The organism is Pseudomonas sp. S5F11, assembly GCF_019641515.1.
GTDB lineage: Bacteria > Pseudomonadota > Gammaproteobacteria > Pseudomonadales > Pseudomonadaceae > Aquipseudomonas > Aquipseudomonas rhodesiae.
In genome coordinates this window covers 3,090,370-3,111,744 of the sequence record NZ_JAIFJZ010000001.1, presented here as the reverse complement: position 1 = coordinate 3,111,744, position 21,375 = coordinate 3,090,370, and the positions used below count along the sequence as shown (strand labels likewise).

The following is a 21,375-nucleotide window of genomic DNA, read 5'->3' as shown; positions in this document are numbered from 1 at the left end:
CTTACATACGCTCCAGAGTTTCCAGGCCCAACAGTTCCAGGCCTTGCTTGAGGGTCCGTCCAGCCAGTGCGGCGAGGCGCAGGCGACTCTGCTTGTGGGCTTCGTCGTCGGCGGTGAGGATCGGGCAGTTCTCGTAGAAACTGGAGAACAACCCGGCCACTTCGTACAAATAGGTGCACAGGATATGTGGCGTGCCTTTTTCGCCAACGCTGTTCAGCACTTCGCCGAATTGCGCCAACTTGGCGGCCAGGTCCTGTTCATGGGGAGCGTCCAGCACGATCTGGCCTTCGACTTGGCTGAAGTCCTTGCCCAGTTTGCGGAACACGCCGGCCACGCGGGTGTAGGCGTACAGCAGGTACGGCGCCGTATTGCCTTCGAAGTTGAGCATCAGCTCGAAGTTAAAGCTGTAGTCGCTGGTGCGGTGCTTGGACAGGTCGGCGTATTTCACCGCGCCGATCCCCACCACGCGGGCGATGTTGCGCAAGTCGGCTTCGGCCAGCTCCGGGTTCTTTTCCTTCACCAGGTTATAGGCACGGTCCTGGGCTTCGTTGAGCAGGTCGATCAGCTTGACGGTGCCGCCGTCGCGGGTTTTGAACGGGCGGCCGTCGGCGCCGTTCATGGTGCCGAAGCCCATGTGCTCCATATGCATCGGGTGGGTGACGAAACCGGCGCGACGCGCTACTTCGAACACCTGCTGGAAGTGCAGGGCCTGGCGCTGGTCGACGAAGTACAGCGCACGGTCCGCCTTGAGCACGCCACTGCGGTAGCGTACGGCTGCGAGGTCGGTGGTGGCGTACAGATAGCCGCCGTCGGCCTTGACGATGATCACCGGCAGCGGCTCGCCGTCGGCGGTCTTGAATTCTTCGAGGAACACGCACTGCGCGCCGTTGCTTTCCACCAGCAGGCCCTTGGCCTTGAGGTCGTTGACCACATTGATCAGGTCGTCGTTGTAGGCGCTTTCGCCCATCACGTCGGCCATGGTCAGTTTGACGTTGAGCAGGGTGTAGATCTGCTGGCAGTGGGCCAGGGAGATATCGCGGAAGCGGTTCCACAGCGCCAGGCATTCTTCGTCGCCGGCCTGCAGCTTGACCACCAGGCCACGGGCGCGGTCGGCAAATTCTTCGGATTCGTCGAAGCGCTTCTTGGCGGCGCGGTAGAAGTTCTCCAGGTCCGACAGCTCATTGCTGGTGATCGGGTTTTCCTGCAGGTACGCCATCAGCATGCCGAACTGGGTGCCCCAGTCGCCCACGTGGTTCTGGCGGATCACGGTGTCGCCGAGGAATTCCAGCACCCGTGCCACGCCGTCGCCGATGATGGTCGAGCGCAAGTGGCCAACGTGCATCTCTTTGGCCAGGTTGGGCGCCGACAGGTCGATGACCACGCGCTGGTTGTCGCCGGCCTTGCGCACGCCGATGCGGGCATCGGCCAGCGCGGCGTCCAGGCGCGAGGCCAGGGCCTGGGTGTTCTGGAAAATATTGATAAAGCCCGGGCCGGCGATTTCGGCCTTGCTCACCTGCGGGTCGGCCGGCAGGGCGGCGATGATTTTTTCCGCCAGGTCGCGCGGCTTCATGCCGGCCGGCTTGGCCAGCATCATCGCGATATTGCTGGCGAAGTCGCCGTGGGTCTTGTCACGGGTGTTCTCCACCTGAATCGCCGGCGTCAGGCCTTCAGGCAACACACCTTCGTTGACGAGTTGGGTGAGGGCTTGTTGGATCAGCTGGCGAATGGTGTCTTTCATGGTGTTCTCTTTCGACCGCAAGCGGCGGCGCGCGATGCGCAGGTGGAAAAACTGGGCATTATCCGTGGCGGGGGCGGGCTTGCCAACCTTCGCGGGACCTGTGGCCAGGCTTAATACAAATCTACCGGGTCTACGTCCAGCGACCATCTCACCTGGCGACCGCTCGGCATTTGCTCCAGCGCAAGTAACCAGCTACTTAACAGGCGATGCAAGGGGGCTCGCGCGCTGGCTTGCAGCAGCAGCTGTGCCCGATAACGTCCAGCGCGGCGCTCCATGGGCGCGGGCACCGGGCCAAGCAGTTCAATGCCGGTCAGACCCAACTCACCGAGCAAACGTTCGGCGGCGCTGCACGCTTCATCCAGAAAACCTTCGGCCTGCCCCGGTTTATGCGCCTCGGCGCGCAGCAGCGCCAAGTGTGCGAATGGCGGCAGGCCTGCGGAACGGCGTTCGCTCAGGGCCTGTTCGGCAAAGGCGAAGTAGCCTTGCTCGGTCAGTTGGATCAGCAACGGATGGTCGGCCAGGTGCGTCTGGATAATCACCCGCCCGGGCTCCTCGGCCCGTCCCGCGCGGCCGGCGACCTGCACGATCAACTGCGCCATGCGCTCGCTGGCGCGGAAATCACCGGAGAACAGGCCACCATCGGCGTCCAGGATCGACACCAGGGTCACCCGAGGGAAGTGATGGCCTTTGGCAAGCATCTGGGTGCCCACCAGAATGCACGGGTGGCCCTTCTGGATGGTGGCAAACAGTTGGTTCATCGCGTCCTTGCGCGACGTGCTGTCGCGGTCGACCCGCAGCACCGGGTAATCCGGGAACAGAATGCCCAGGCGTTCCTCGGCGCGTTCGGTGCCCGCGCCGACCGGTCGCAGGTCCACCTTGCCGCACTGCGGGCAGTGGCGCGGCACCCGCTCCACATGGCCGCAGTGATGGCAGCGCAATTCGCCGTAGCGCTGGTGCACGGTCATGCGCGCATCGCAGCGTTCGCACTCGGACATCCAGCCGCAGTCATGGCACAGCAGGGTGGGGGCAAATCCACGACGGTTGAGGAACACCAGCACTTGCTGGCCGGCGGCAAGGGTCTGGCCGATGGCTTGTTGCATCGGCCCGGAAATACCACTGTCCAGCGGACGGCTTTTCACGTCCAGACGCAGGAAGCGTGGCTGCTTGGCGCCACCGGCCCGCTCATTCAAGCGTAGGAGTCCGTACCGGCCGGTATAGGCGTTGTGCAAGCTCTCCAAGGATGGTGTGGCTGAGCCCAGCACAATCGGAATGTCTTCCTGGCGCGCGCGCACCAGTGCCAGGTCGCGGGCGTGGTAGCGCAAGCCTTCCTGCTGCTTATAGGAGCCGTCGTGCTCCTCGTCGATGATGATCAACCCGGGATTTTTCATCGGCGTGAACAGCGCCGAACGGGTGCCGATGATGATGTCGGCCTCGCCGTCCCGCGCCGCCAGCCAGGACTCCAGGCGCTCGCGGTCGTTGACCGCCGAATGCACCAGGGCGATACGCGCGTTGAAACGCTGTTCGAAGCGCGCCAGGGTTTGCGGGCCGAGGTTGATCTCCGGAATCAACACCAAGGCTTGTTTGCCGGCCTGCAGGGTTTCGCGGATCAGTTGCAAATAGACTTCGGTCTTGCCGCTACCAGTGACCCCGGCCAGCAGGAACGCGTGGAAGCTGTCGAAGCCGGCGCGAATGGCTTCATAGGCGGCGCGTTGCTCGGCGTTCAGCGGCAGTTCCGGTTGGGCCAGCCAATGTTCGTGGCGGGCGTCTGGGGCATGCTTGCGGATTTCCACCTGCACCAGGCCTTTGGCGAGCAGCAGGTCGAGGCTGTCCTTGCTCAACATCAGCTTGCTCAACAACTGATGGGCTACGCCATGGGGGTGTTGGGCCAGCGTCGCCAAGGCTTCGCGCTGACGCGGCGCGCGGGCGATGCGTGGGTCGTCCAGGCGCGCGCCAGGCACCGTCGACCAGAAACGCTCCTGGCGCGCCTCGGCCAGTTCGCCCTGGCGCAGCAACACTGGCAGCGCCCAACTTAAGGTGTCGCCCAGGCTGTGCTGGTAATACTGGGCGGTCCACAAGCACAGCTTGAACAGCGCCGGTGGCAACGGCGGCGTGGCGTCTAGGATCGCCACGGCCGGCTTGAGTTTCTCGGCGGGCACTTCGCTGTGGTCGGCAACTTCCACCAAGATGCCGATCATTTCCCGCCGGCCGAACGGCACGCGTACCCGCATGCCCGGCTGCAACTGCGCACGCAACACGCCGGCCGGCGCCCGGTAATCGAACAGGCGGCGCAGGGGCGAAGGCAGGGCGAGGCGCAAAATGGCGTCGGGCACGCGGGGAGTCTCATATAAAGGCAGGCGGTGGCGCAGGGGCGCGAGCCTAGCAGAGGAGGGCGTTAATGGGTATGCCGTGGTTTTCTGATGAAAGGGGCTTGCTGACGGTAAGGTCCGCTTGCGCGATTGCAAAGGTCTGGTAGAATCCGCGGCCTAATTACGTGCGGTATTCGACAATAGTGTCGAGTGGCGGCACGCTAGCCCGAGGAAGTCACCATGAAAGCCGATATCCATCCAGCGTACGAAACTATCGAAGTAACCTGCAGCTGCGGCAACAAGTTCGAAACCCGTTCGAACCTGTGCAAGCCACTGGGTACTGACGTATGCAACGAGTGCCACCCGTTCTACACCGGTAAGCAGAAAACTCTGGACACCGGCGGCCGTGTACAGCGCTTTGCTGACCGTTTCGGTGCTTTCGGTGCCAAAAAGGCCTAAGGCCGATCAACTTGGGAAGCCGCTGCGGTTTTTCCATGCTGATAAAAAAGGCGTCCCTTGTGGGCGCCTTTTTTGTGCCTGGGATTTGGCTTTCGGCGGTTCAGGCCGAGGTGTTTTGCCCGGCGCCGGCGTCCTTGGTTCAGGTGGAGGTGCAGCGCGTGGTGGACGGCGACACCGTGCGCCTCAAGGATGGCCGCAGTGTGCGTATGATCGGCCTCAATGCGCCGGAAACTGGTAAAAAGGGGCGGCCGGACGAGCCGTTCGCCGTCGCCGCGCGCGAGCGTCTGCAAGCCTTGGTGCAGGCCAGTGACGGGCGGGTCGGCCTGGTGCCGGGGCGCGAAGCCAAGGATCACTATGGGCGAACCCTGGCCCATCTCTACGGCGCCAATGGCCGCAATCTGGAAGCGCAATTGCTCGCCGATGGGCTGGGGTTTCAGGTGGGCGTCGCGCCGAATATCGATCTGGTGGCCTGTCAGCAGGCGGCCGAAAACAGCGCGCGCAAAGCGCGAGTGGGGCTGTGGCGGCAATCGCCGGTGCGCTCGGTGGCGCACATCAAGCGTTCCGGGTTCGCAGTCATCAGCGGGCAAGTCCGGAGCATCGAGCGCAATCGTGGCGGAATCTGGATCGAGTTACAGGGCTCATTGGTATTACGCATTGCACCCGATCAGGCCCGACAATTCGACTCGCGCCTGCTCACTGGTCTGCAAGGCAAGACCGTCGAGGCCCGTGGCTGGGTACAGGATCGCTCCCGGCGGGGTGGCCTTAAAACCCATCAAGCGCGCTGGTTACTGCCGCTGACCGATTCCAGCATGCTGAAAGTGCAGCGCGAATAAAAAATTGTAGACATTTTTTAATGGGATTGTGAACAGTCCAGCCCTTGTATCCCGTGGCCTTAGACCAAAGTACGGCGCTTTGGGGCCTTGACACCGGTGACTGCCCAGTCTTGTAGGGGCTTTACGACACGCGTATCCTCGGCGGTCCGTCGACCAACAGTAAAAGCGGAATGCCGATATGTCTGATTTGAAAACTGCCGCTCTCGAATATCATGCCCATCCTCGTCCAGGAAAGCTGAGTGTAGAGCTCACCAAAGCCACCGCCACCGCCCGCGACCTGTCGCTGGCCTACAGCCCTGGCGTGGCCGAGCCCGTACGTGAAATCGCTCGCGACCCCGAGCTGGCGTACAAGTACACCGGCAAAGGCAACTTGGTTGCAGTGATTTCCGATGGCACCGCGATTCTCGGCCTGGGCAACCTCGGCCCATTGGCGTCCAAACCAGTCATGGAAGGTAAAGGCGTGCTGTTCAAGCGCTTTGCCGGCATCGACGTGTTCGACATCGAAGTCGATTCCGAGAGCCCGCAGGCTTTCATCGACACCGTCAAACGCATCTCCATCACCTTCGGTGGCATCAACCTGGAAGACATCAAGGCACCTGAGTGCTTCGAGATCGAAAAGGCCCTGATCGAGCAGTGCGACATTCCGGTATTCCACGATGACCAGCACGGCACCGCGATCGTAACCGCGGCCGGCATGATCAACGCCCTGGAAATCGCTGGCAAAACCCTGGCTGACGCCAAGATCGTTTGCCTGGGCGCCGGCGCGGCGGCTATCTCCTGCATGAAGCTGATCGTCAGCATGGGCGCCAAGCTGGAGAACATCTACATGGTCGACAGCAAGGGCGTGATCCAGTCCGAGCGTACCGATCTGAACCAGTACAAGGCGATGTTTGCCCACCCGTCCTCCAAGCGCACCCTGGCTGACGCCCTGAACGGTGCTGATGTGTTCGTCGGCCTGTCCGGCCCGAACTTGCTGAGCGCCGAAGGCCTCAAGTCCATGGCGGCCAACCCGATCGTGTTCGCCTGCTCCAACCCGGACCCTGAAATCGCGCCGGAACTGGCTCACGCCACCCGTAACGACGTGATCATGGCCACTGGCCGTTCGGACTACCCGAACCAGGTCAACAACGTGTTGGGCTTCCCGTTCATCTTCCGTGGCGCCCTGGACGTTCGCGCCAAGCGCATCAACGAAGAAATGAAAGTAGCGGCCGCCAACGCCCTGCGTGAACTGGCCAAACTGCCAGTCCCTCAGGACGTTTGCGACGCCTACGGTGGCGCCAAGCTGGAATTCGGTCGTGAGTACATCATTCCGAAGCCAATGGACAAGCGCCTGATCACCGTGATCTCCGACGCCGTAGCCAAGGCTGCGATCGAGACCGGTGTGGCTACCCTGCCGTATCCGAAGCACTACCCGCTGCAAAGCGTGGATGATGTGTTCAACGGCTAAGCCGTTGTAGCGCACCAACAAAAAAGCCCCGTCTCTCGCGAGTCGGGGCTTTTTGTTGGGGTGGCGATTAACGGGTGTCCTGTGCAGATCAAATGTGGGAGGGGGCTTGCCCCCGATGGCGGTGTGTCAGTCACTCGATGAGTTGGCTGGTCCAGTGCTATCGGGGGCAAGCCCCCTTCCACATTGGGTTCTGCGTAGGCTTAAGGTTCAGGTTAGAACAGATCGATCGGCGCCGACTCGTCTGCGGGCAGCGGGCTGCCCGGCACGACGCCGTTGCCCAGCTCATTGACCGACGGCGGCGTATCTTCGCTCTTGAACAGTTCGAAATACGCATTCGGCGTGCTTGGCGAGGCAGCGCGGCCGCTGATCGGGTCGATCCGCAGGCTGAGGATGCCTTCCGGCTCCGGCTGGGTGTGCAGCGGCTTGTCCTTCAACGCAGCGCCCATGTAACTCATCCAGATCGGCAGCGCGACGGTGCCGCCGAACTCCCGGCGTCCGAGGCTTTCCGGCTGGTCATAGCCGGTCCATACCGTAGTGACGTAGTCGCCGTTGTAGCCGGAGAACCAAGCGTCCTTGGATTCGTTGGTGGTGCCGGTCTTGCCTGCGATATCTGCGCGGCCCAGGGCCAGGGCGCGGCGGCCGGTGCCCTTCTTGATCACATCTTCCAGGATGCTGTTGAGGATGTAGGTGGTACGGCCATCTACAACACGTTCGGCCACAGCCGGTGCCTGCGGTTCGCTAGGGGCGCTAGGGTTGGCGGCTGCCGGAGTCGTGCCGGGTGCTGGCTCGATGGTGATCCCGCCGTGGCTCGGCGCAGCCAGGCCATCGGTGGCAACTACGCCGTTGACCACATCACCCGGAACCCGTGGCGGGTTGGCAGTGAACAGGGTGTCGCCATTGCGGCTTTCGATCTTGTCGATCAGGTACGGCGCGATCTTGTAGCCGCCGTTGGCAAAGGTGCTCCAGCCGGTGGCGATTTCCATCGGCGTGAGGGTGGCGGTACCCAGGGCCAACGACAGGTTCGGCGGCAGGTCCGACTTATTGAAGCCAAAGCGCGTGATGTAGTCGATGGTCTTGCCGACGCCCATGGCTTGCAGCAAACGGATCGATACCAGGTTACGTGACTTGTACAACGCCTCGCGGATACGGATCGGGCCAAGGAAGGTATTGGTGTCGTTCTTCGGGCGCCAGACTTTGTCCAGGTACTCGTCGACGAACACGATAGGCGCATCGTTGACCAGGCTGGCGGCGGTGTAGCCGTTGTCCAGTGCGGCGCTGTAGATGAACGGCTTGAAGCTCGAACCGGGCTGGCGCTTGGCCTGGGTGGCGCGGTTGTAGTTGCTCTGCTCGAACGCGAAACCGCCGACCAGGGCGCGAATCGCACCGTTCTGCGGATCCAGCGACACCAGTGCGCCCTGGGCCAGCGGCACCTGGCTGAACTTCAAGCTGTCGTCCTTCTGGCGTTGCACGCGGATCAAATCGCCCACTTGCGCGACGTCCGACGGCTGCTTGGGCATGGCGCCCATGCTGTTGGTGTTCAGGAAAGGGCGCGCCCATTTCATGCTGTCCCAGGCCACATGGGCCTCGCCGGTACGGGTCAGCACTTGCAGGCCGTCTTTTTTCACCTGGGTGACGATGGCGGGTTCCAAGCCGCTGATGGGGCGCTGTTTGCTCAATTCTGCGGTCCAGGCGCTGAGTGTCTTGCCCGGCAGACGCGATTCAGGGCCGCGATAGCCGTGGCGCTGGTCGTAGGAAATCAGACCGGAATGCACCGCATCGTTGGCGATTTCCTGCAGGTCGCTCGGAACCGTGGTGGTCACGCGGAAGCCTTCGGTGTAGGCATCGCTGCCGTAGCGGCCGACCATCTCGGCGCGGGCCATTTCGGCGATATACGGGGCGTTCACTTCCGGCGTCGGTACGTGATAGCTGGCGTTCAGCGGCTCGGCCACGGCGCTTTCGTAAGCGGCCTGGTCGATCTTGCCCAACTTGTACATGCGCCCCAGGATCCAGTCGCGTCGCTCTTTGCTACGCGCCGGGTTGGCCAGTGGGTTGAAGCGCGAAGGCGCCTTGGGCAGGCCGGCGATCATAGCCATCTGCGCCAGGCTGGCGTCGCGGATGGACTTGCCGTAGTACACCTGGGAGGCGGCTTCAATGCCGTAGGCGCGGTTGCCCAGGTAGATCTTGTTGACGTACAGCTCAAGGATCTCGTCCTTGGTCAGCTGTCGCTCGATCTGCAGTGCCAACAGGATTTCAGTGGCTTTGCGCGAAAAGCTGCGCTCGCTGGTGAGGAAGAAGTTCTTCGCCACCTGCATGGTGATGGTGCTGCCACCGGATTGAATGTGTCCGCTTTTTACCAACTGGGTGGCGGCGCGCACCAGGCTGCTGGGGTCGACGCCATAGTGGTTGGCAAAATTATCGTCCTCGGCCGACAGCAGGGCGCTGATGAAATTAGGCGGAATGTCGGCAAAACGGATCGGTGTGCGGCGCATTTCGCCGAACTCCGCGATGAGTTTTTCATCGCTGCTGTAGACCCGCAAAGGAATCTGCAACTGGATACTTCTAAGGGCCTCTACCGACGGCAAACCCGGACTAAGGTAGAGGTACGCCCCGCTGAGCACGAGCAGCAGCCCGCAGACGATGGCGACAATGGAGTACCCGAAAAACTTCAGCAGACGAATCAAGGCTTTTGGATTTCCAGAGAAAAGAATGGGTTAGGCGTCGGGGCATGCATGGCAAACGATGGATCAACCCGAGCTGCAGATAAAAAGCGGGAAAAAACGCTGGGCATTAAAGCATTTTCGGCCTGGGGCGTCATTCGCGCCTCTGCAACAAGTCGACCGAATGCACGGCGTCCCGCGGCAACCAGGCGGTATGACAGGCAATGTTCTAGGGAGTTTTATGGGAAAGGGATTATTCAGGCGAAAAGTCGATACCTTGCTGGGCATCGATATCAATGACACGGCCATCAGGCTGGTCGAACTGGGGCGCTCGCCCGCAGGTTTCAGCGTTAAAGGTTACGTAACGCAGGGGCTACCCGCCGGGGCGGTGATCGACGGTGCGTTCCTGGACCTGGACGGCATCGGCCAGGCGTTGCACACCGCTTTGCTCAAGTTGCAGACGAGGGTTCGGCGCGCAGCGGTCGCAGTGAGCGGGCCATCGGTCATTACGCGACTCATCGAGCTGGAGGCGGGGCTTACTGACGAAGCGATGCTGGCGATGGTCGAGCGGGAGGCCGAGCAGTACATTCCTTATCCACTGGATGACATGGCCATCGACTTTCTAGTCCAGGGGCGCTCGGTCCAGAAGGCGGAGCGGGTCGAGGTGTTGCTGGCGGCATGCCTGAAGGAGCATGTCGAAGCGCGCGAGGCGGTTTTGACCATGGCGGGGCTCATACCGGCGGTGGTCGATGTTGAAGCGTTTGCATTGGCGCGCGCGAGCAGTCAGGATTTCGCCAGCTTCACGCCGTGCAATCGCGTCGATGGCGCACAATGGGCCGTAGATGGCCAAGGGATGGGAGTTGCTTGCGGGCTGGCCCTGAGGAGTTTCGCTTGAAGACACGAATCAACCTTTTGCCCTGGCGCCAAGCCCAGGCTGAACGACGCCGTCACTATTTTGTGGCGCTGCTTCTGGCGTTCGTGTGCATGGCGTTGGTTGTCGTGTGGTTGGCGGATCAGGTGATTGACCAAGCGATCGATCGGCAGGTGACGCGCAATAACCACCTGGGAAATGACATAGCCACTCAGGATTCCAGTATCAAGACCCTTGGCGACCTAGAGGCGCAAAGCCAGCAACTGGCTGAGCGGATGAAGGTCGTGCAGGACCTGCACAACGGCCACTCATCCGGTGCCCGATTGTTGGATCAGTTGGCCCGTGCGGTGCCCGATGGCGTGCATTTGCATGAGGTCGTGGCCAAAGGCGATACGTTGAGTATCAGCGGCACCGCCGAATCCAGCCAGGATATCGCCCAATTGATGCGTCGTCTGGAAGCATCGGAGGGCGCCCATGGGGCTCGTTTGCAGCATGTGCGCACCGAAGGCGCGCAAGGCAGCAATGGATTCCAACTGATGGTGCGCCAGGGAGCGTCCTCCGAGGCCCAGCCATGAGCCGGCCCCGGCTCGAATTTTCCGCGTTCTCTCACCGCGCTGCAAAATGGCCCCTACCTGGCAAGGTCTTGCTGGGCTGTGCCCTGGGCGGCCTGGTGCTGGCGATGGGTGAGCTGATGCAGCTTGGTCCCGCCCGCGTCCGGTTGCAGCAGGCGCAGGCGCAAGAGATGGCCCTGCAACGGCAGCTCGCGGAATCAGCTGTTTTAGCGTCCGAACTCGAAGAGCGCGCTCGTCAGCTCCAACTCAAGCAGGCCCAGGTCGAGGGGCTGTTGCGACAACTGCCGGGTGGGCCCCAGATGCCAAGCATGCTGGAAGATATCGCCCGATTGGCCTTGGCCAATGGCTTGGTGATCGAGTCCGTGCTCCCCCAGGATGAACAACTGCGCCCTCTGTATGCCGAGCAGCCTGTGCAGATCGGCCTCACTGGCGCCTATCACGACCTCGCCTCGTTCGTCAGTGCCTTGGCTGATCTGTCGCGATTTACCACGGTGCATGAGATGCGCCTGCAAGCGGATGGCCGCTTGTTGCGGCTTGACCTGCAGGCCAGGATCTACCGGCGTGCGCTGCCATCGTCGGTGAGGGATGAGGCTGAGCCGTCGCCGTTGCGCAAACCGCGCTTTATCTACCGTGTGGCCGGCCTGCGCGACCCGTTCCAGCCGTTGAGCTTGCAGGTCGAGCATGTGGCAGGGCGGCGCGCGCCTGGGCCGGACCCGATGCGGCCAAGGGGGCTGCTGGAGGGGCTTGCCCTGGACCGATTCGAAATGGTCGGCACGCTCTCTCGTGGGGCGCAGACCTTCGCCCTGCTGCGAGTGGCGTCCACGGTGCATCGCCTGGCGGTCGGCGATTACCTGGGGCCCGATTACGGTCGAGTCACGGCCATTCATGACAACCATATCGAATTGGTCGAGCTGTTTCCCGATAAACAGGGTGCCTGGCTGGAGCGCCCGCGAACCCTCGTGCTGAACGTCAACTCATAACGGAATCAAGCAAATGAAAAGGACTTTCCTGTCCTTCGGTGTAGCGCTATGGATAGCGCTTACGGCACCGATGGCTGCCGCTGTGCCCAATCGTGTGGACCTCATCCAATTGCCGCCCCCTGGCAGGGCGGTGGTGAGTGCCTTTAGCGGCGAACCGCTCAACCTCAATTTCCAGAACATCGAAGTACGTGCCGTGCTGCAGCAGATCGCCGATGTTGCAGGCCTGAACCTGGTCGCCGGCGACGACGTGCAGGGTACGATCACACTGCGCCTCAAAGGCGTGCCATGGGATCAGGCCCTCGACCTGGTGCTGCAAGCCAAGGGGTTGGACAAGCGGATCAAGGCCGGGGTATTGCTGGTGGCGCCCGCCGAGGAGTTGGCGGCCCGCGAACTGCTGACGCTGGAATCACGCAAACAAATGGCCGACTTGGCGCCGTTGCGTCGCGAGCTGTTGCAGGTCAACTACGCCAAGGCGGCGGACCTGGCCAAGCTGTTCCAATCAGTGACCGGCCTGGAAGGTGCTACCGACGAGCGCGGTTCGGTGGCGGTGGACGATCGCACCAATAACATCATCGCTTACCAGACCGGCGAACGCCTCGACGAGCTTCGGCGGATCGTGGCGCAGCTGGATATTCCGGTGCGCCAGGTCATGATCGAAGCGCGAATCGTGGAGGCCAACGTCGATTACGACAAAAGCCTCGGCGCGCGCTGGGGTGGGCGACTCACGAGCGGCAACTGGCAGGCCGGCGGTATGCCTAAGCCGCTGCCGGAGGGCGCGCAACCGCCGGAGAACCCACCCAGCTCGCCGTTTGTCGATCTGGGCGCGGTGACCGCGTCGTCCGGTCTGGGGGTGGCCTATATCACCGACAATCTGCTGCTGGACCTGGAACTGACGGCCATGGAAAAGACCGGCAACGGTGAAATCGTCTCGCAGCCCAAAGTGGTGACCTCCGACAAGGAGACCGCGCGCATCCTCAAGGGCACCGAGATTCCGTATCAGGAATCCAGCTCCAGCGGCGCGACATCGGTGTCGTTCAAGGAGGCCTCGTTATCGCTGGAAGTCACCCCGCAGATCACCCCCGACGACCGGGTGATCATGGAGGTGAAAGTCACCAAGGATGAGCCCGACTACCTCAACCGGCTCAATGACGTACCGCCGATCAAGAAAAACGAGGTCAATGCCAAGGTCCTCGTCAGGGATGGCGAGACCATCGTGATCGGTGGAGTTTTCTCCAATACCCAAAGCAAAGTGGTAGATAAAGTGCCATTTTTGGGCGATGTGCCGTATCTTGGCCGCCTTTTCCGGCGCGATATGCTGGCGGAGAAAAAATCCGAGCTGCTGGTATTCCTGACTCCGCGTATTATGAATAACCAGGCGATTGCTGTGAGTCGTTGATTCTGTGCGAAATTTGATTCTTGTAGGACCGATGGGGGCTGGAAAAAGCACCATCGGCCGTTTGCTGGCCAAAGAGCTGCGCCTGCCATTCAAAGACTCCGATAAGGAAATTGAATTGCGCACGGGTGCCAATATCCCGTGGATCTTCGATAAAGAAGGCGAACTGGGCTTTCGCGACCGTGAGCAGGCGATGATCGCCGAACTGTGCGGCTGCGATGGCGTGGTATTGGCTACCGGCGGTGGCGCGGTGATGCGCGATGAAAATCGCCGAGCGCTGCATGCCGGTGGTCGGGTGGTCTATCTGCATGCGTCGGTCGAGCAGCAGGTGGGCCGTACCGCTCGTGATCGCAATCGCCCTTTGCTGCGCACCGCCGACCCGGCGAAAACCTTGCGCGATCTGCTGGCGCTGCGCGATCCGCTGTATCGGGAAATCGCCGACCTGGTGGTGGAAACCGATGAGCGGCCGCCACGCATGGTGGTGCTGGACATTCTCGAACGCCTGCAACGGCTGCCTCCCCGTTAAAGCCAGGGGCGAAATGCGCTATTCTCGGCGTCGCGCCATCACCCTGAGCGGTGTGGCGTAGAGCCATCAGGCAGCGTCGGACCTCGACGTTACCGGTCGTCAATTCATCTCTCACGCGGGGACACATGCAGACACTTAAGGTCGATCTAGGCGAGCGCAGCTACCCGATCCACATTGGCGAGGGTCTGTTGGACCAGCCCGAGTTGCTCGCGCCGCATATTGCCGGGCGGCAAGTGGCGATCATCTCCAACGAAACAGTCGCGCCGCTGTATCTTGAGCGTCTGAGCCGCAGTCTGGCGGCCTACTCAGTGATTTCCGTGGTGCTGCCCGACGGCGAAGCCCACAAGAACTGGCAAACCCTGCAACTGATCTTCGATGGCCTGCTGACGGCGCGCCATGACCGGCGTACCACGGTGGTCGCCCTCGGCGGTGGCGTGATCGGCGATATGGCCGGTTTTGCCGCCGCCTGCTACCAGCGCGGCGTGGACTTTATCCAGGTGCCAACCACCCTGTTGTCCCAGGTCGATTCGTCGGTGGGCGGCAAGACCGGCATCAACCATCCGCTGGGCAAGAACATGGTCGGCGCGTTCTATCAGCCCAATGCTGTGCTGATCGACACCGCCACCCTCAACACCCTGCCACCGCGTGAGTTGTCGGCGGGTCTGGCGGAAGTCATCAAGTACGGGCTGATCTGCGATGAGCCCTTCCTGACTTGGCTGGAAGAGCACATGGACGCCTTGCGCGGTCTCGATCAGGTAGCGCTCACCGAAGCGATTTCCCGCTCTTGCGCGGCCAAGGCGCTGGTGGTGAACGCCGACGAACGCGAATCCGGCGTACGGGCCACCCTGAACCTGGGCCACACCTTTGGTCATGCGATCGAAACCCACATGGGCTATGGTGTGTGGTTGCATGGCGAGGCGGTGGCGGCTGGCACGGTGATGGCCATGGAAATGTCACACCGCCTGGGCTGGATCAGCGCCGACGAGCGCGATCGCGGTATCCGCCTGTTCCAGCGTGCTGGTTTGCCGGTCATTCCGCCGCAGGAGATGACCGAGGCGGACTTCCTCGAACATATGGCGATAGACAAGAAAGTGATCGACGGTCGACTGCGACTGGTGCTGCTGCGCCGCATGGGCGAAGCCGTAGTGACCGACGATTATCCGAAAGAGATTTTACAGGCCACGCTGGGAGCGGATTACCGCGCCCTGGCCCAGCTTAAAGGTTAATAAGATTCTCATGACTAGTTTGCATGCCGACGAGGCGTTCCTCGGCCATTACCAGTTAAGCCACGACCCTTTCGCTCCACGGGTGCCTGGTTTCAAATTTTTCCCGGCCCAGCGCAAGCCGGTGCTGGGACAGCTTCACCATCTCGCGCGCTATAGCCAACTGCTGCTGGTAGTGACCGGTCCCTTGGGCAGCGGCAAGACCTTGCTGCGCCAGGCTCTGGTAGCCAGTACCAATAAGCAATCGGTGCAGAGCGTGGTGGTGTCGGCCCGTAGTGCCACCGATGCGGCCGGTGTTCTGAGCCAGGTAGCCCAGGCGCTGGACGTGTCCACTGCCGAGCCGAACGCAATCCTCAAGCAGGTGGTGCAGTTGGGTCTGACCGGGCAGGAAGTCTATCTGCTGGTGGACGATGCCGAGCAGCTCGACGAGTCGGCACTGGAAGCCCTGCTGGCGCTGGCCGCGGGGACGCCGGAGGGACGCCCTCATGTGTTCCTGTTCGGTGAGTCTTCGTTGATCGCCGATCTTGAGCAGATCAGCGGCGATCAGGAGCTGTTCCACGTTATCGAATTGCAGCCCTACGAAGAAGAAGAGACCCGCGAATACCTGGCTCAGCGCCTCGAAGGCGCGGGGGCCGGCATCGAACTTTTCTCCGCTGCGCAGATCTCTGATATTCACGAAAGCGCAGGCGGCTGGCCTGGCAACATCAACCAGGTTGCCCGCGATGCCATGATCGAAGCCATGATTGCCAGCCGCTCTGCGGTCAAGCGTCCAAAGATGGGGTTCACTATGCCGAAGAAGCACGTACTGGCCATTTCCGCAGTGGTCGTGGTCGCCGTTGCCGCCGCCTGGTTGATCCCGGGTCGCAGCAAGGCACCTACTACTGCCGGCACGCCTGCCGAGCAGGCGCAATTGCCGCTGGGCAAGCCAACGCCGAATGTGGAGTTCGCCAACTCTGGTCAGCCGACCAATCTGCCGATGGTGGGCCAGCCGGTGATGCGTGGCCCGCTCGCCGAAGAGGCCGGCGGCATTTCCGAAGGCGACGACGGCGTGCCGGTGGAAGGCTCCAGCGCCACGCCGCCGACCGTGACCACCACCGCACCGCCTGCAGGCGTGCCTGCGGGTCAGCCTGCGGCGAACCCAGCGCCGACTGTCGCTACCGCCAAACCTGCACCGGTCACCAAGCCTGCGGTCGCAGCGCCCACTCCAGCACCAGCTGCCAAACCGGCGCCAGTGACCAAGCCTGCTGAAAAGCCGGCCGCTACCGTGGCCAAGGCCGGCACCGCCGGCAGCAGCTGGTACGCCAGCCAGCCGAGCGGCAATTTCGTGGTGCAGATCCTCGGCACCAGCTCCGAAGCCAATGCCCAAGCGTTCGTCAAAGAGCAGGGCGGCGAGTACCGTTATTTCAAGAAAGTGCTCAACGGCAAGCCTCTCTACGTGATCACCTACGGCAACTTCTCCAGCCGTGCGGCAGCTGATTCTGCCATCAAAGCCTTGCCAGCGAAGGTTCAGGCTGGTAAACCTTGGCCTCGCACTGTTGCCAGCGTTCAACAAGAACTGGCAGCAACTCGCTGAAGATCCGGCGGCCTTACCCAGGCCGCCCTCCCGGCACCTCAAAAAAAATCGCATGGCGTGCAGTCTCTAGGGACCGCGCGCTTTGTGGTGTCTGCGTCACAGTAGCTTTTGAGTCGTAGCGGTCAGAATTAAAAAGGTTTTGACTAGCACAGCATATCGCTTTAAACCTTTCATAAATGCGACATAGATTTGCGACATTTCGTCGCTAAATTTGTGAGCGTCTGTGTCGGTGTGTACAATGACCTCCCTTTTGCCCCCGCTAAGCCGGCGTACGTTCGGCGTGGAAGGTAACCGGTTGAATTGAAAAGAAATTTGCCTCGGTATAAGAGGCAGCCTGGTGAGAAAGTGTCTATGAAAGCAGGTCTGTACCAACCCGATGAATTCAAGGATAACTGCGGATTCGGCCTGATAGCCCATATGCAGGGCGAGCCCAGTCATACCCTTCTGCAAACGGCCATCGAGGCCCTGACCTGCATGACCCACCGTGGTGGGATCAACGCCGACGGCAAGACCGGTGACGGTTGTGGCTTGCTGATTCAAAAGCCCGACCAGTTCCTGCGCGCTGTCGCCAAAGAGCATTTCGCGATCGACCTGCCCAAGCAATATGCGGTGGGCATGGTGTTCTTCAACCAGGACCCGGTCAAAGCCGAAGCCGCTCGCGAAAACATGAACCGCGAAATCGTCGCCGCCGGTCTGCAACTGGTCGGCTGGCGCAAAGTGCCGATCGATACCAGCGTACTCGGCCGTCTGGCCCTGGAGCGTCTGCCGCAGATCGAACAGGTGTTCATCGCCGGCGATGGCCTGAGCGACCAGGACATGGCGATCAAGCTGTTCACTTCCCGTCGTCGCTCGTCCGTGGCCAATGCTGCCGACACTGACCACTACATCTGCAGCTTTTCCCACAAGACCATCATTTACAAAGGCCTGATGATGCCGGCGGACCTCACCGCCTTCTATCCGGACCTGAGCGATGAGCGCCTGCAAACCGCGATCTGCGTGTTCCACCAGCGCTTCTCCACCAACACCCTGCCGAAATGGCCGCTGGCCCAGCCATTCCGCTTTCTCGCCCACAACGGCGAGATCAACACCATTACCGGCAACCGCAACTGGGCCGTGGCCCGTCGCACCAAGTTCGCCAACGACCTGATGGACCTGGAAGAACTCGGCCCGCTGGTCAACCGCGTGGGTTCCGACTCCTCCAGCATGGACAACATGCTCGAACTGATGGTCACCGGCGGCATCGACCTGTTCCGTGGCGTACGCATGATCATTCCGCCTGCGTGGCAGAACGTCGAGACCATGGACCCGGATCTGCGTGCATTCTACGAGTACAACTCGATGCACATGGAACCGTGGGACGGCCCGGCCGGCGTGGTGATGACCGACGGTCGCTATGCGGTGTGCCTGCTCGACCGTAACGGTCTGCGCCCGGCGCGTTGGGTCACCACCACCAACGGTTTTATTACCCTGGCGTCGGAGATCGGCGTATGGGACTACAAGCCTGAAGACGTGATCGCCAAAGGCCGCGTAGGCCCTGGCCAGATCCTGGCCGTGGACACCGAAACCGGGCAGATCCTCGACACCGACGCTATCGACAACCGCTTGAAGTCTCGGCATCCGTACAAGCAATGGCTGCGCAAGAACGCCCTGCGCATCCAGGCGACCATGGAAGACAACGACCACGGTTCGGCCTTCTACGACATCGACCAGCTCAAGCAGTACATGAAGATGTACCAGGTCACGTTCGAAGAGCGCGACCAGGTGCTGCGTCCGCTCGGTGAGCAAGGCTACGAGGCGGTCGGCTCCATGGGCGACGACACGCCGATGGCCGTGCTGTCCCAGCGCGTGCGCACGCCGTACGACTATTTCCGCCAGCAGTTCGCCCAGGTGACCAACCCACCGATCGACCCGCTGCGTGAAGCCATCGTGATGTCCCTGGAAGTGTGCCTCGGTGCCGAGCGCAACATCTTCCAGGAGTCGCCTGAGCACGCCTCTCGGGTGATCCTCAGCTCGCCGGTCATTTCCCCGGCCAAGTGGCGCTCGCTGATGACCCTGGATCGCCCAGGCTTCGACCGCCAGATCATCGACCTGAACTACGACGAGAGCCTCGGCCTCGAAGCCGCCGTGCGCAATGTCGCCGACCAGGCTGAAGAAGCCGTGCGCGCCGGTCGTACCCAGATCGTGCTGACCGACCGCCATATCGCCCCGGGCAAGTTGCCGATCCATGCTTCGCTGGCCACCGGTGCGGTGCACCACCGTCTGACCGAAAAAGGCCTGCGTTGCGACTCCAACATCCTCGTGGAAACCGCCACCGCCCGCGACCCGCATCATTTTGCGGTGTTGATCGGCTTCGGCGCCTCGGCGGTGTACCCGTTCCTGGCCTACGAGGTGCTGGGTGATCTGATCCGTACCGGTGAAGTGCTGGGCGACCTCTATGAGGTGTTCAAGAACTACCGCAAGGGCATCACCAAGGGCTTGCTGAAGATCCTGTCGAAGATGGGCATCTCCACCGTGACCTCTTATCGCGGTGCGCAACTGTTCGAGGCCATCGGCCTGTCCGAAGAAGTCTGCGAACTGAGCTTCCGTGGCGTGCCGAGCCGCATCAAGGGCGCGCGTTTCGTCGACATCGAAGCCGAGCAGAAAGCCCTGGCGGCCGAAGCCTGGAGCGCGCGCAAGCCGATCCAGCAAGGCGGCCTGCTCAAGTTCGTACACGGTGGCGAATACCACGCCTACAACCCGGATGTGGTCAGCACCCTGCAAGCCGCTGTGCAACAGGGTGACTACGCCAAATTCAAGGAATACACGAGCCTGGTGGATAACCGCCCGGTGTCGATGATCCGCGACTTGCTCAAGGTCAAGACCCTGGACACGCCGATGGACATCAGCGAGGTCGAACCGCTGGAGTCGATCCTCAAGCGCTTCGACTCTGCGGGTATTTCCCTCGGCGCCTTGTCGCCCGAAGCCCACGAAGCCCTGGCCGAAGCCATGAACCGCCTGGGTGCGCGTTCCAACTCCGGCGAAGGCGGCGAAGACCCGGCACGCTACGGCACCATCAAGAGCTCGAAAATCAAGCAGGTCGCCACTGGCCGTTTCGGTGTGACCCCGGAATACCTGGTCAACGCCGAAGTGCTGCAGATCAAAGTCGCCCAGGGCGCCAAGCCCGGTGAGGGCGGCCAGTTGCCGGGCGGTAAGGTCAACGGTCTGATCGCTAAGCTGCGTTATGCGGTGCCTGGCGTAACCCTGATTTCGCCGCCGCCGCACCACGACATCTACTCGATCGAGGATTTGTCGCAGCTGATTTTCGACCTCAAACAAGTCAACCCGCAGGCGCTGGTCTCGGTGAAACTGGTGGCGGAAGCCGGCGTGGGCACCATCGCCGCCGGTGTGGCCAAAGCCTATGCCGACCTGATCACCATCTCCGGCTACGACGGCGGCACCGGCGCATCGCCGCTGACCTCCATCAAGTACGCCGGCGCGCCGTGGGAACTAGGCCTGGCCGAAACCCACCAGACCCTGCGCGGCAACGACCTGCGTGGCAAAGTGCGGGTGCAGACCGACGGCGGCCTGAAAACCGGCCTGGACGTGATCAAGGCCGCGATTCTCGGCGCCGAGAGCTTCGGCTTCGGCACCGCGCCGATGATCGCCCTGGGCTGCAAATACCTGCGTATCTGCCACCTGAACAACTGCGCCACCGGCGTCGCCACTCAGAACGAGAAGCTGCGCAAGGATCACTACATCGGCACCGTCGACATGGTGGTGAACTTTTTCACCTACGTTGCCGAAGAGACCCGGGAGTGGCTGGCCAAGCTGGGCGTGCGCTCGCTGGAAGAACTGATTGGCCGTACCGATCTGCTGGACGTGCTTGAAGGCCAGACCGCTAAGCAACAGCACCTGGACCTCACGCCGCTGTTGGGCAGCGATCACATCCCGGCCGACAAACCGCAGTTCTGCGGCGTCGACCGCAACCCGCCGTTCGACAAGGGCCTGCTGGCCGAGAAAATGGTGGAGATGGCCGCATCGTCGATCAACGACGCCAGCGGTGGCGAATTCGCCCTGGATATTTGCAACTGCGACCGTTCCATCGGCGCGCGCATCTCCGGCGAAATCGCGCGCAAGCACGGCAACCAGGGCATGGCGAAAGCGCCGATCACCTTCCGTTTCAAGGGCACCGCGGGCCAAAGCTTCGGCGTTTGGAACGCCGGCGGCCTGCATATGTACCTGGAAGGCGATGCCAACGACTACGTGGGTAAGGGCATGACCGGCGGCAAGCTGGTCATCGTTCCGCCTAAGGGCAGCATCTACAAGACCCAGGACAGTGCCATCATCGGCAACACCTGCTTGTACGGCGCTACGGGCGGCAAGCTGTTCGCCGCCGGTACGGCCGGTGAGCGTTTTGCCGTGCGTAACTCCGGTGCCCACACGGTGGTGGAAGGTACTGGCGATCACTGCTGCGAGTACATGACCGGGGGCTTTGTCGCGGTACTGGGCAAGACCGGTTACAACTTCGGTTCAGGCATGACCGGCGGTTTCGCCTACGTGCTGGATCAGGACAACACCTTCGTCGACAAGGTCAACCACGAGTTGGTCGAGATCCAGCGGATCAGCGGCGAAGCCATGGAATCCTACCGGAACCACTTGCAGCACGTGCTGGACGAGTACGTCGAAGAGACCGGCAGCGAATGGGGTCGCAACCTCGCCGAGAATCTCGATGATTACCTGCGTCGTTTCTGGCTGGTCAAGCCCAAGGCTGCCAACCTGAAATCGTTGCTTTCCAGCATCCGTGCCAACCCGCAGTGA

The 21,375-nt window shown here is 61.9% G+C and carries 13 protein-coding genes and 1 pseudogene; 11 read left to right on the top strand and 3 right to left on the bottom strand.

All coding sequences use genetic code 11. The features are described 5' to 3' along the window. Position 1: 1 nt before the first annotated feature. Positions 2-1,738 (bottom strand): arginine--tRNA ligase, encoded by a 1,737-nt coding sequence (gene argS / locus K1567_RS14060; RefSeq protein WP_034095504.1) that lies wholly within the window; start codon positions 1,736-1,738, stop codon positions 2-4. A gap of 110 nt (positions 1,739-1,848) precedes the next feature. Continuing rightward, on the bottom strand, positions 1,849-4,068 hold the full coding sequence (locus tag K1567_RS14055) for a primosomal protein N' (RefSeq protein WP_034095505.1): 2,220 nt from the start codon (positions 4,066-4,068) through the stop codon (positions 1,849-1,851). Between the two features lie 216 nt (positions 4,069-4,284). On the opposite strand from K1567_RS14055, the gene rpmE reads away from it, so the two are divergent. From rpmE to K1567_RS14040, 3 genes are all read left to right on the top strand, one after another. Then, positions 4,285-4,503, top strand: a complete 219-nt coding sequence (rpmE, locus tag K1567_RS14050) for a 50S ribosomal protein L31 (protein WP_010213765.1) — start codon at positions 4,285-4,287, stop codon at positions 4,501-4,503. A gap of 35 nt (positions 4,504-4,538) precedes the next feature. Further along, positions 4,539-5,336, top strand: a complete 798-nt coding sequence (locus tag K1567_RS14045) for a thermonuclease family protein (RefSeq protein ID WP_034095506.1) — start codon at positions 4,539-4,541, stop codon at positions 5,334-5,336. A gap of 178 nt (positions 5,337-5,514) precedes the next feature. After that, complete coding sequence (locus tag K1567_RS14040) at positions 5,515-6,783, top strand: malic enzyme-like NAD(P)-binding protein (protein WP_034095507.1); 1,269 nt, start codon at positions 5,515-5,517, stop codon at positions 6,781-6,783. Positions 6,784-6,995: 212 nt separating this feature from the next. On the opposite strand, the gene K1567_RS14035 is transcribed toward K1567_RS14040, so the two are convergent. Continuing rightward, positions 6,996-9,461: a penicillin-binding protein 1A gene (locus tag K1567_RS14035; RefSeq protein ID WP_371263976.1), complete on the bottom strand. Its 2,466-nt coding sequence runs from the start codon at positions 9,459-9,461 to the stop codon at positions 6,996-6,998. A gap of 220 nt (positions 9,462-9,681) precedes the next feature. On the opposite strand from K1567_RS14035, the gene pilM reads away from it, so the two are divergent. From pilM to gltB, 8 genes and pseudogenes are all read left to right on the top strand, one after another. Next, positions 9,682-10,335 (top strand): type IV pilus biogenesis protein PilM, encoded by a 654-nt coding sequence (gene pilM / locus K1567_RS14030; RefSeq protein ID WP_232925082.1) that lies wholly within the window; start codon positions 9,682-9,684, stop codon positions 10,333-10,335. After that, a complete protein-coding gene (locus tag K1567_RS14025; RefSeq protein WP_034095509.1) occupies positions 10,332-10,886 on the top strand; it encodes a PilN domain-containing protein in 555 nt (184 codons plus the stop codon). The genes pilM and K1567_RS14025 overlap by 4 nt, the downstream gene beginning before the upstream one ends. Then, on the top strand, positions 10,883-11,863 hold the full coding sequence (locus tag K1567_RS14020) for a pilus assembly protein PilP (RefSeq protein WP_047881441.1): 981 nt from the start codon (positions 10,883-10,885) through the stop codon (positions 11,861-11,863). The genes K1567_RS14025 and K1567_RS14020 overlap by 4 nt, the downstream gene beginning before the upstream one ends. A 139-nt stretch (positions 11,864-12,002) precedes the next feature. Then, positions 12,003-13,259, top strand: a pseudogene (locus K1567_RS14015) (type IV pilus secretin PilQ); the annotation flags it as partial. Positions 13,260-13,263: 4 nt separating this feature from the next. After that, positions 13,264-13,782 carry a shikimate kinase AroK gene (gene aroK / locus K1567_RS14010; RefSeq protein ID WP_003187914.1) on the top strand — a complete coding sequence of 173 codons (519 nt, stop codon included), beginning with the start codon at positions 13,264-13,266 and terminating at the stop codon, positions 13,780-13,782. Between the two features lie 125 nt (positions 13,783-13,907). Then, the gene (aroB, locus tag K1567_RS14005) at positions 13,908-15,008 is read left to right on the top strand and encodes a 3-dehydroquinate synthase (protein ID WP_034095512.1); all 1,101 of its coding nucleotides are present in this window, start codon (positions 13,908-13,910) and stop codon (positions 15,006-15,008) included. Positions 15,009-15,018: 10 nt separating this feature from the next. Beyond that, positions 15,019-16,578: an SPOR domain-containing protein gene (locus tag K1567_RS14000; protein WP_220698578.1), complete on the top strand. Its 1,560-nt coding sequence runs from the start codon at positions 15,019-15,021 to the stop codon at positions 16,576-16,578. A gap of 351 nt (positions 16,579-16,929) precedes the next feature. Beyond that, entirely contained in the window at positions 16,930-21,375 is a 4,446-nt protein-coding gene (gltB, locus tag K1567_RS13995) for a glutamate synthase large subunit (protein WP_040265781.1), read from the top strand.

What these genes read in the sequence shown, in the direction of transcription:
- argS (WP_034095504.1), bottom strand. Translation starts at nt 1,738, where the DNA reads ATGAAAGACACCATTCGCCAGCTGATCCAACAAGCCCTCACCCAACTC.
- rpmE (WP_010213765.1), top strand. Translation starts at nt 4,285, where the DNA reads ATGAAAGCCGATATCCATCCAGCGTACGAAACTATCGAAGTAACCTGC.
- K1567_RS14045 (WP_034095506.1), top strand. Translation starts at nt 4,539, where the DNA reads ATGCTGATAAAAAAGGCGTCCCTTGTGGGCGCCTTTTTTGTGCCTGGG.
- K1567_RS14040 (WP_034095507.1), top strand. Translation starts at nt 5,515, where the DNA reads ATGTCTGATTTGAAAACTGCCGCTCTCGAATATCATGCCCATCCTCGT.
- pilM (WP_232925082.1), top strand. Translation starts at nt 9,682, where the DNA reads ATGGGAAAGGGATTATTCAGGCGAAAAGTCGATACCTTGCTGGGCATC.
- K1567_RS14020 (WP_047881441.1), top strand. Translation starts at nt 10,883, where the DNA reads ATGAGCCGGCCCCGGCTCGAATTTTCCGCGTTCTCTCACCGCGCTGCA.
- aroB (WP_034095512.1), top strand. Translation starts at nt 13,908, where the DNA reads ATGCAGACACTTAAGGTCGATCTAGGCGAGCGCAGCTACCCGATCCAC.
- K1567_RS14000 (WP_220698578.1), top strand. Translation starts at nt 15,019, where the DNA reads ATGACTAGTTTGCATGCCGACGAGGCGTTCCTCGGCCATTACCAGTTA.
- gltB (WP_040265781.1), top strand. Translation starts at nt 16,930, where the DNA reads ATGAAAGCAGGTCTGTACCAACCCGATGAATTCAAGGATAACTGCGGA.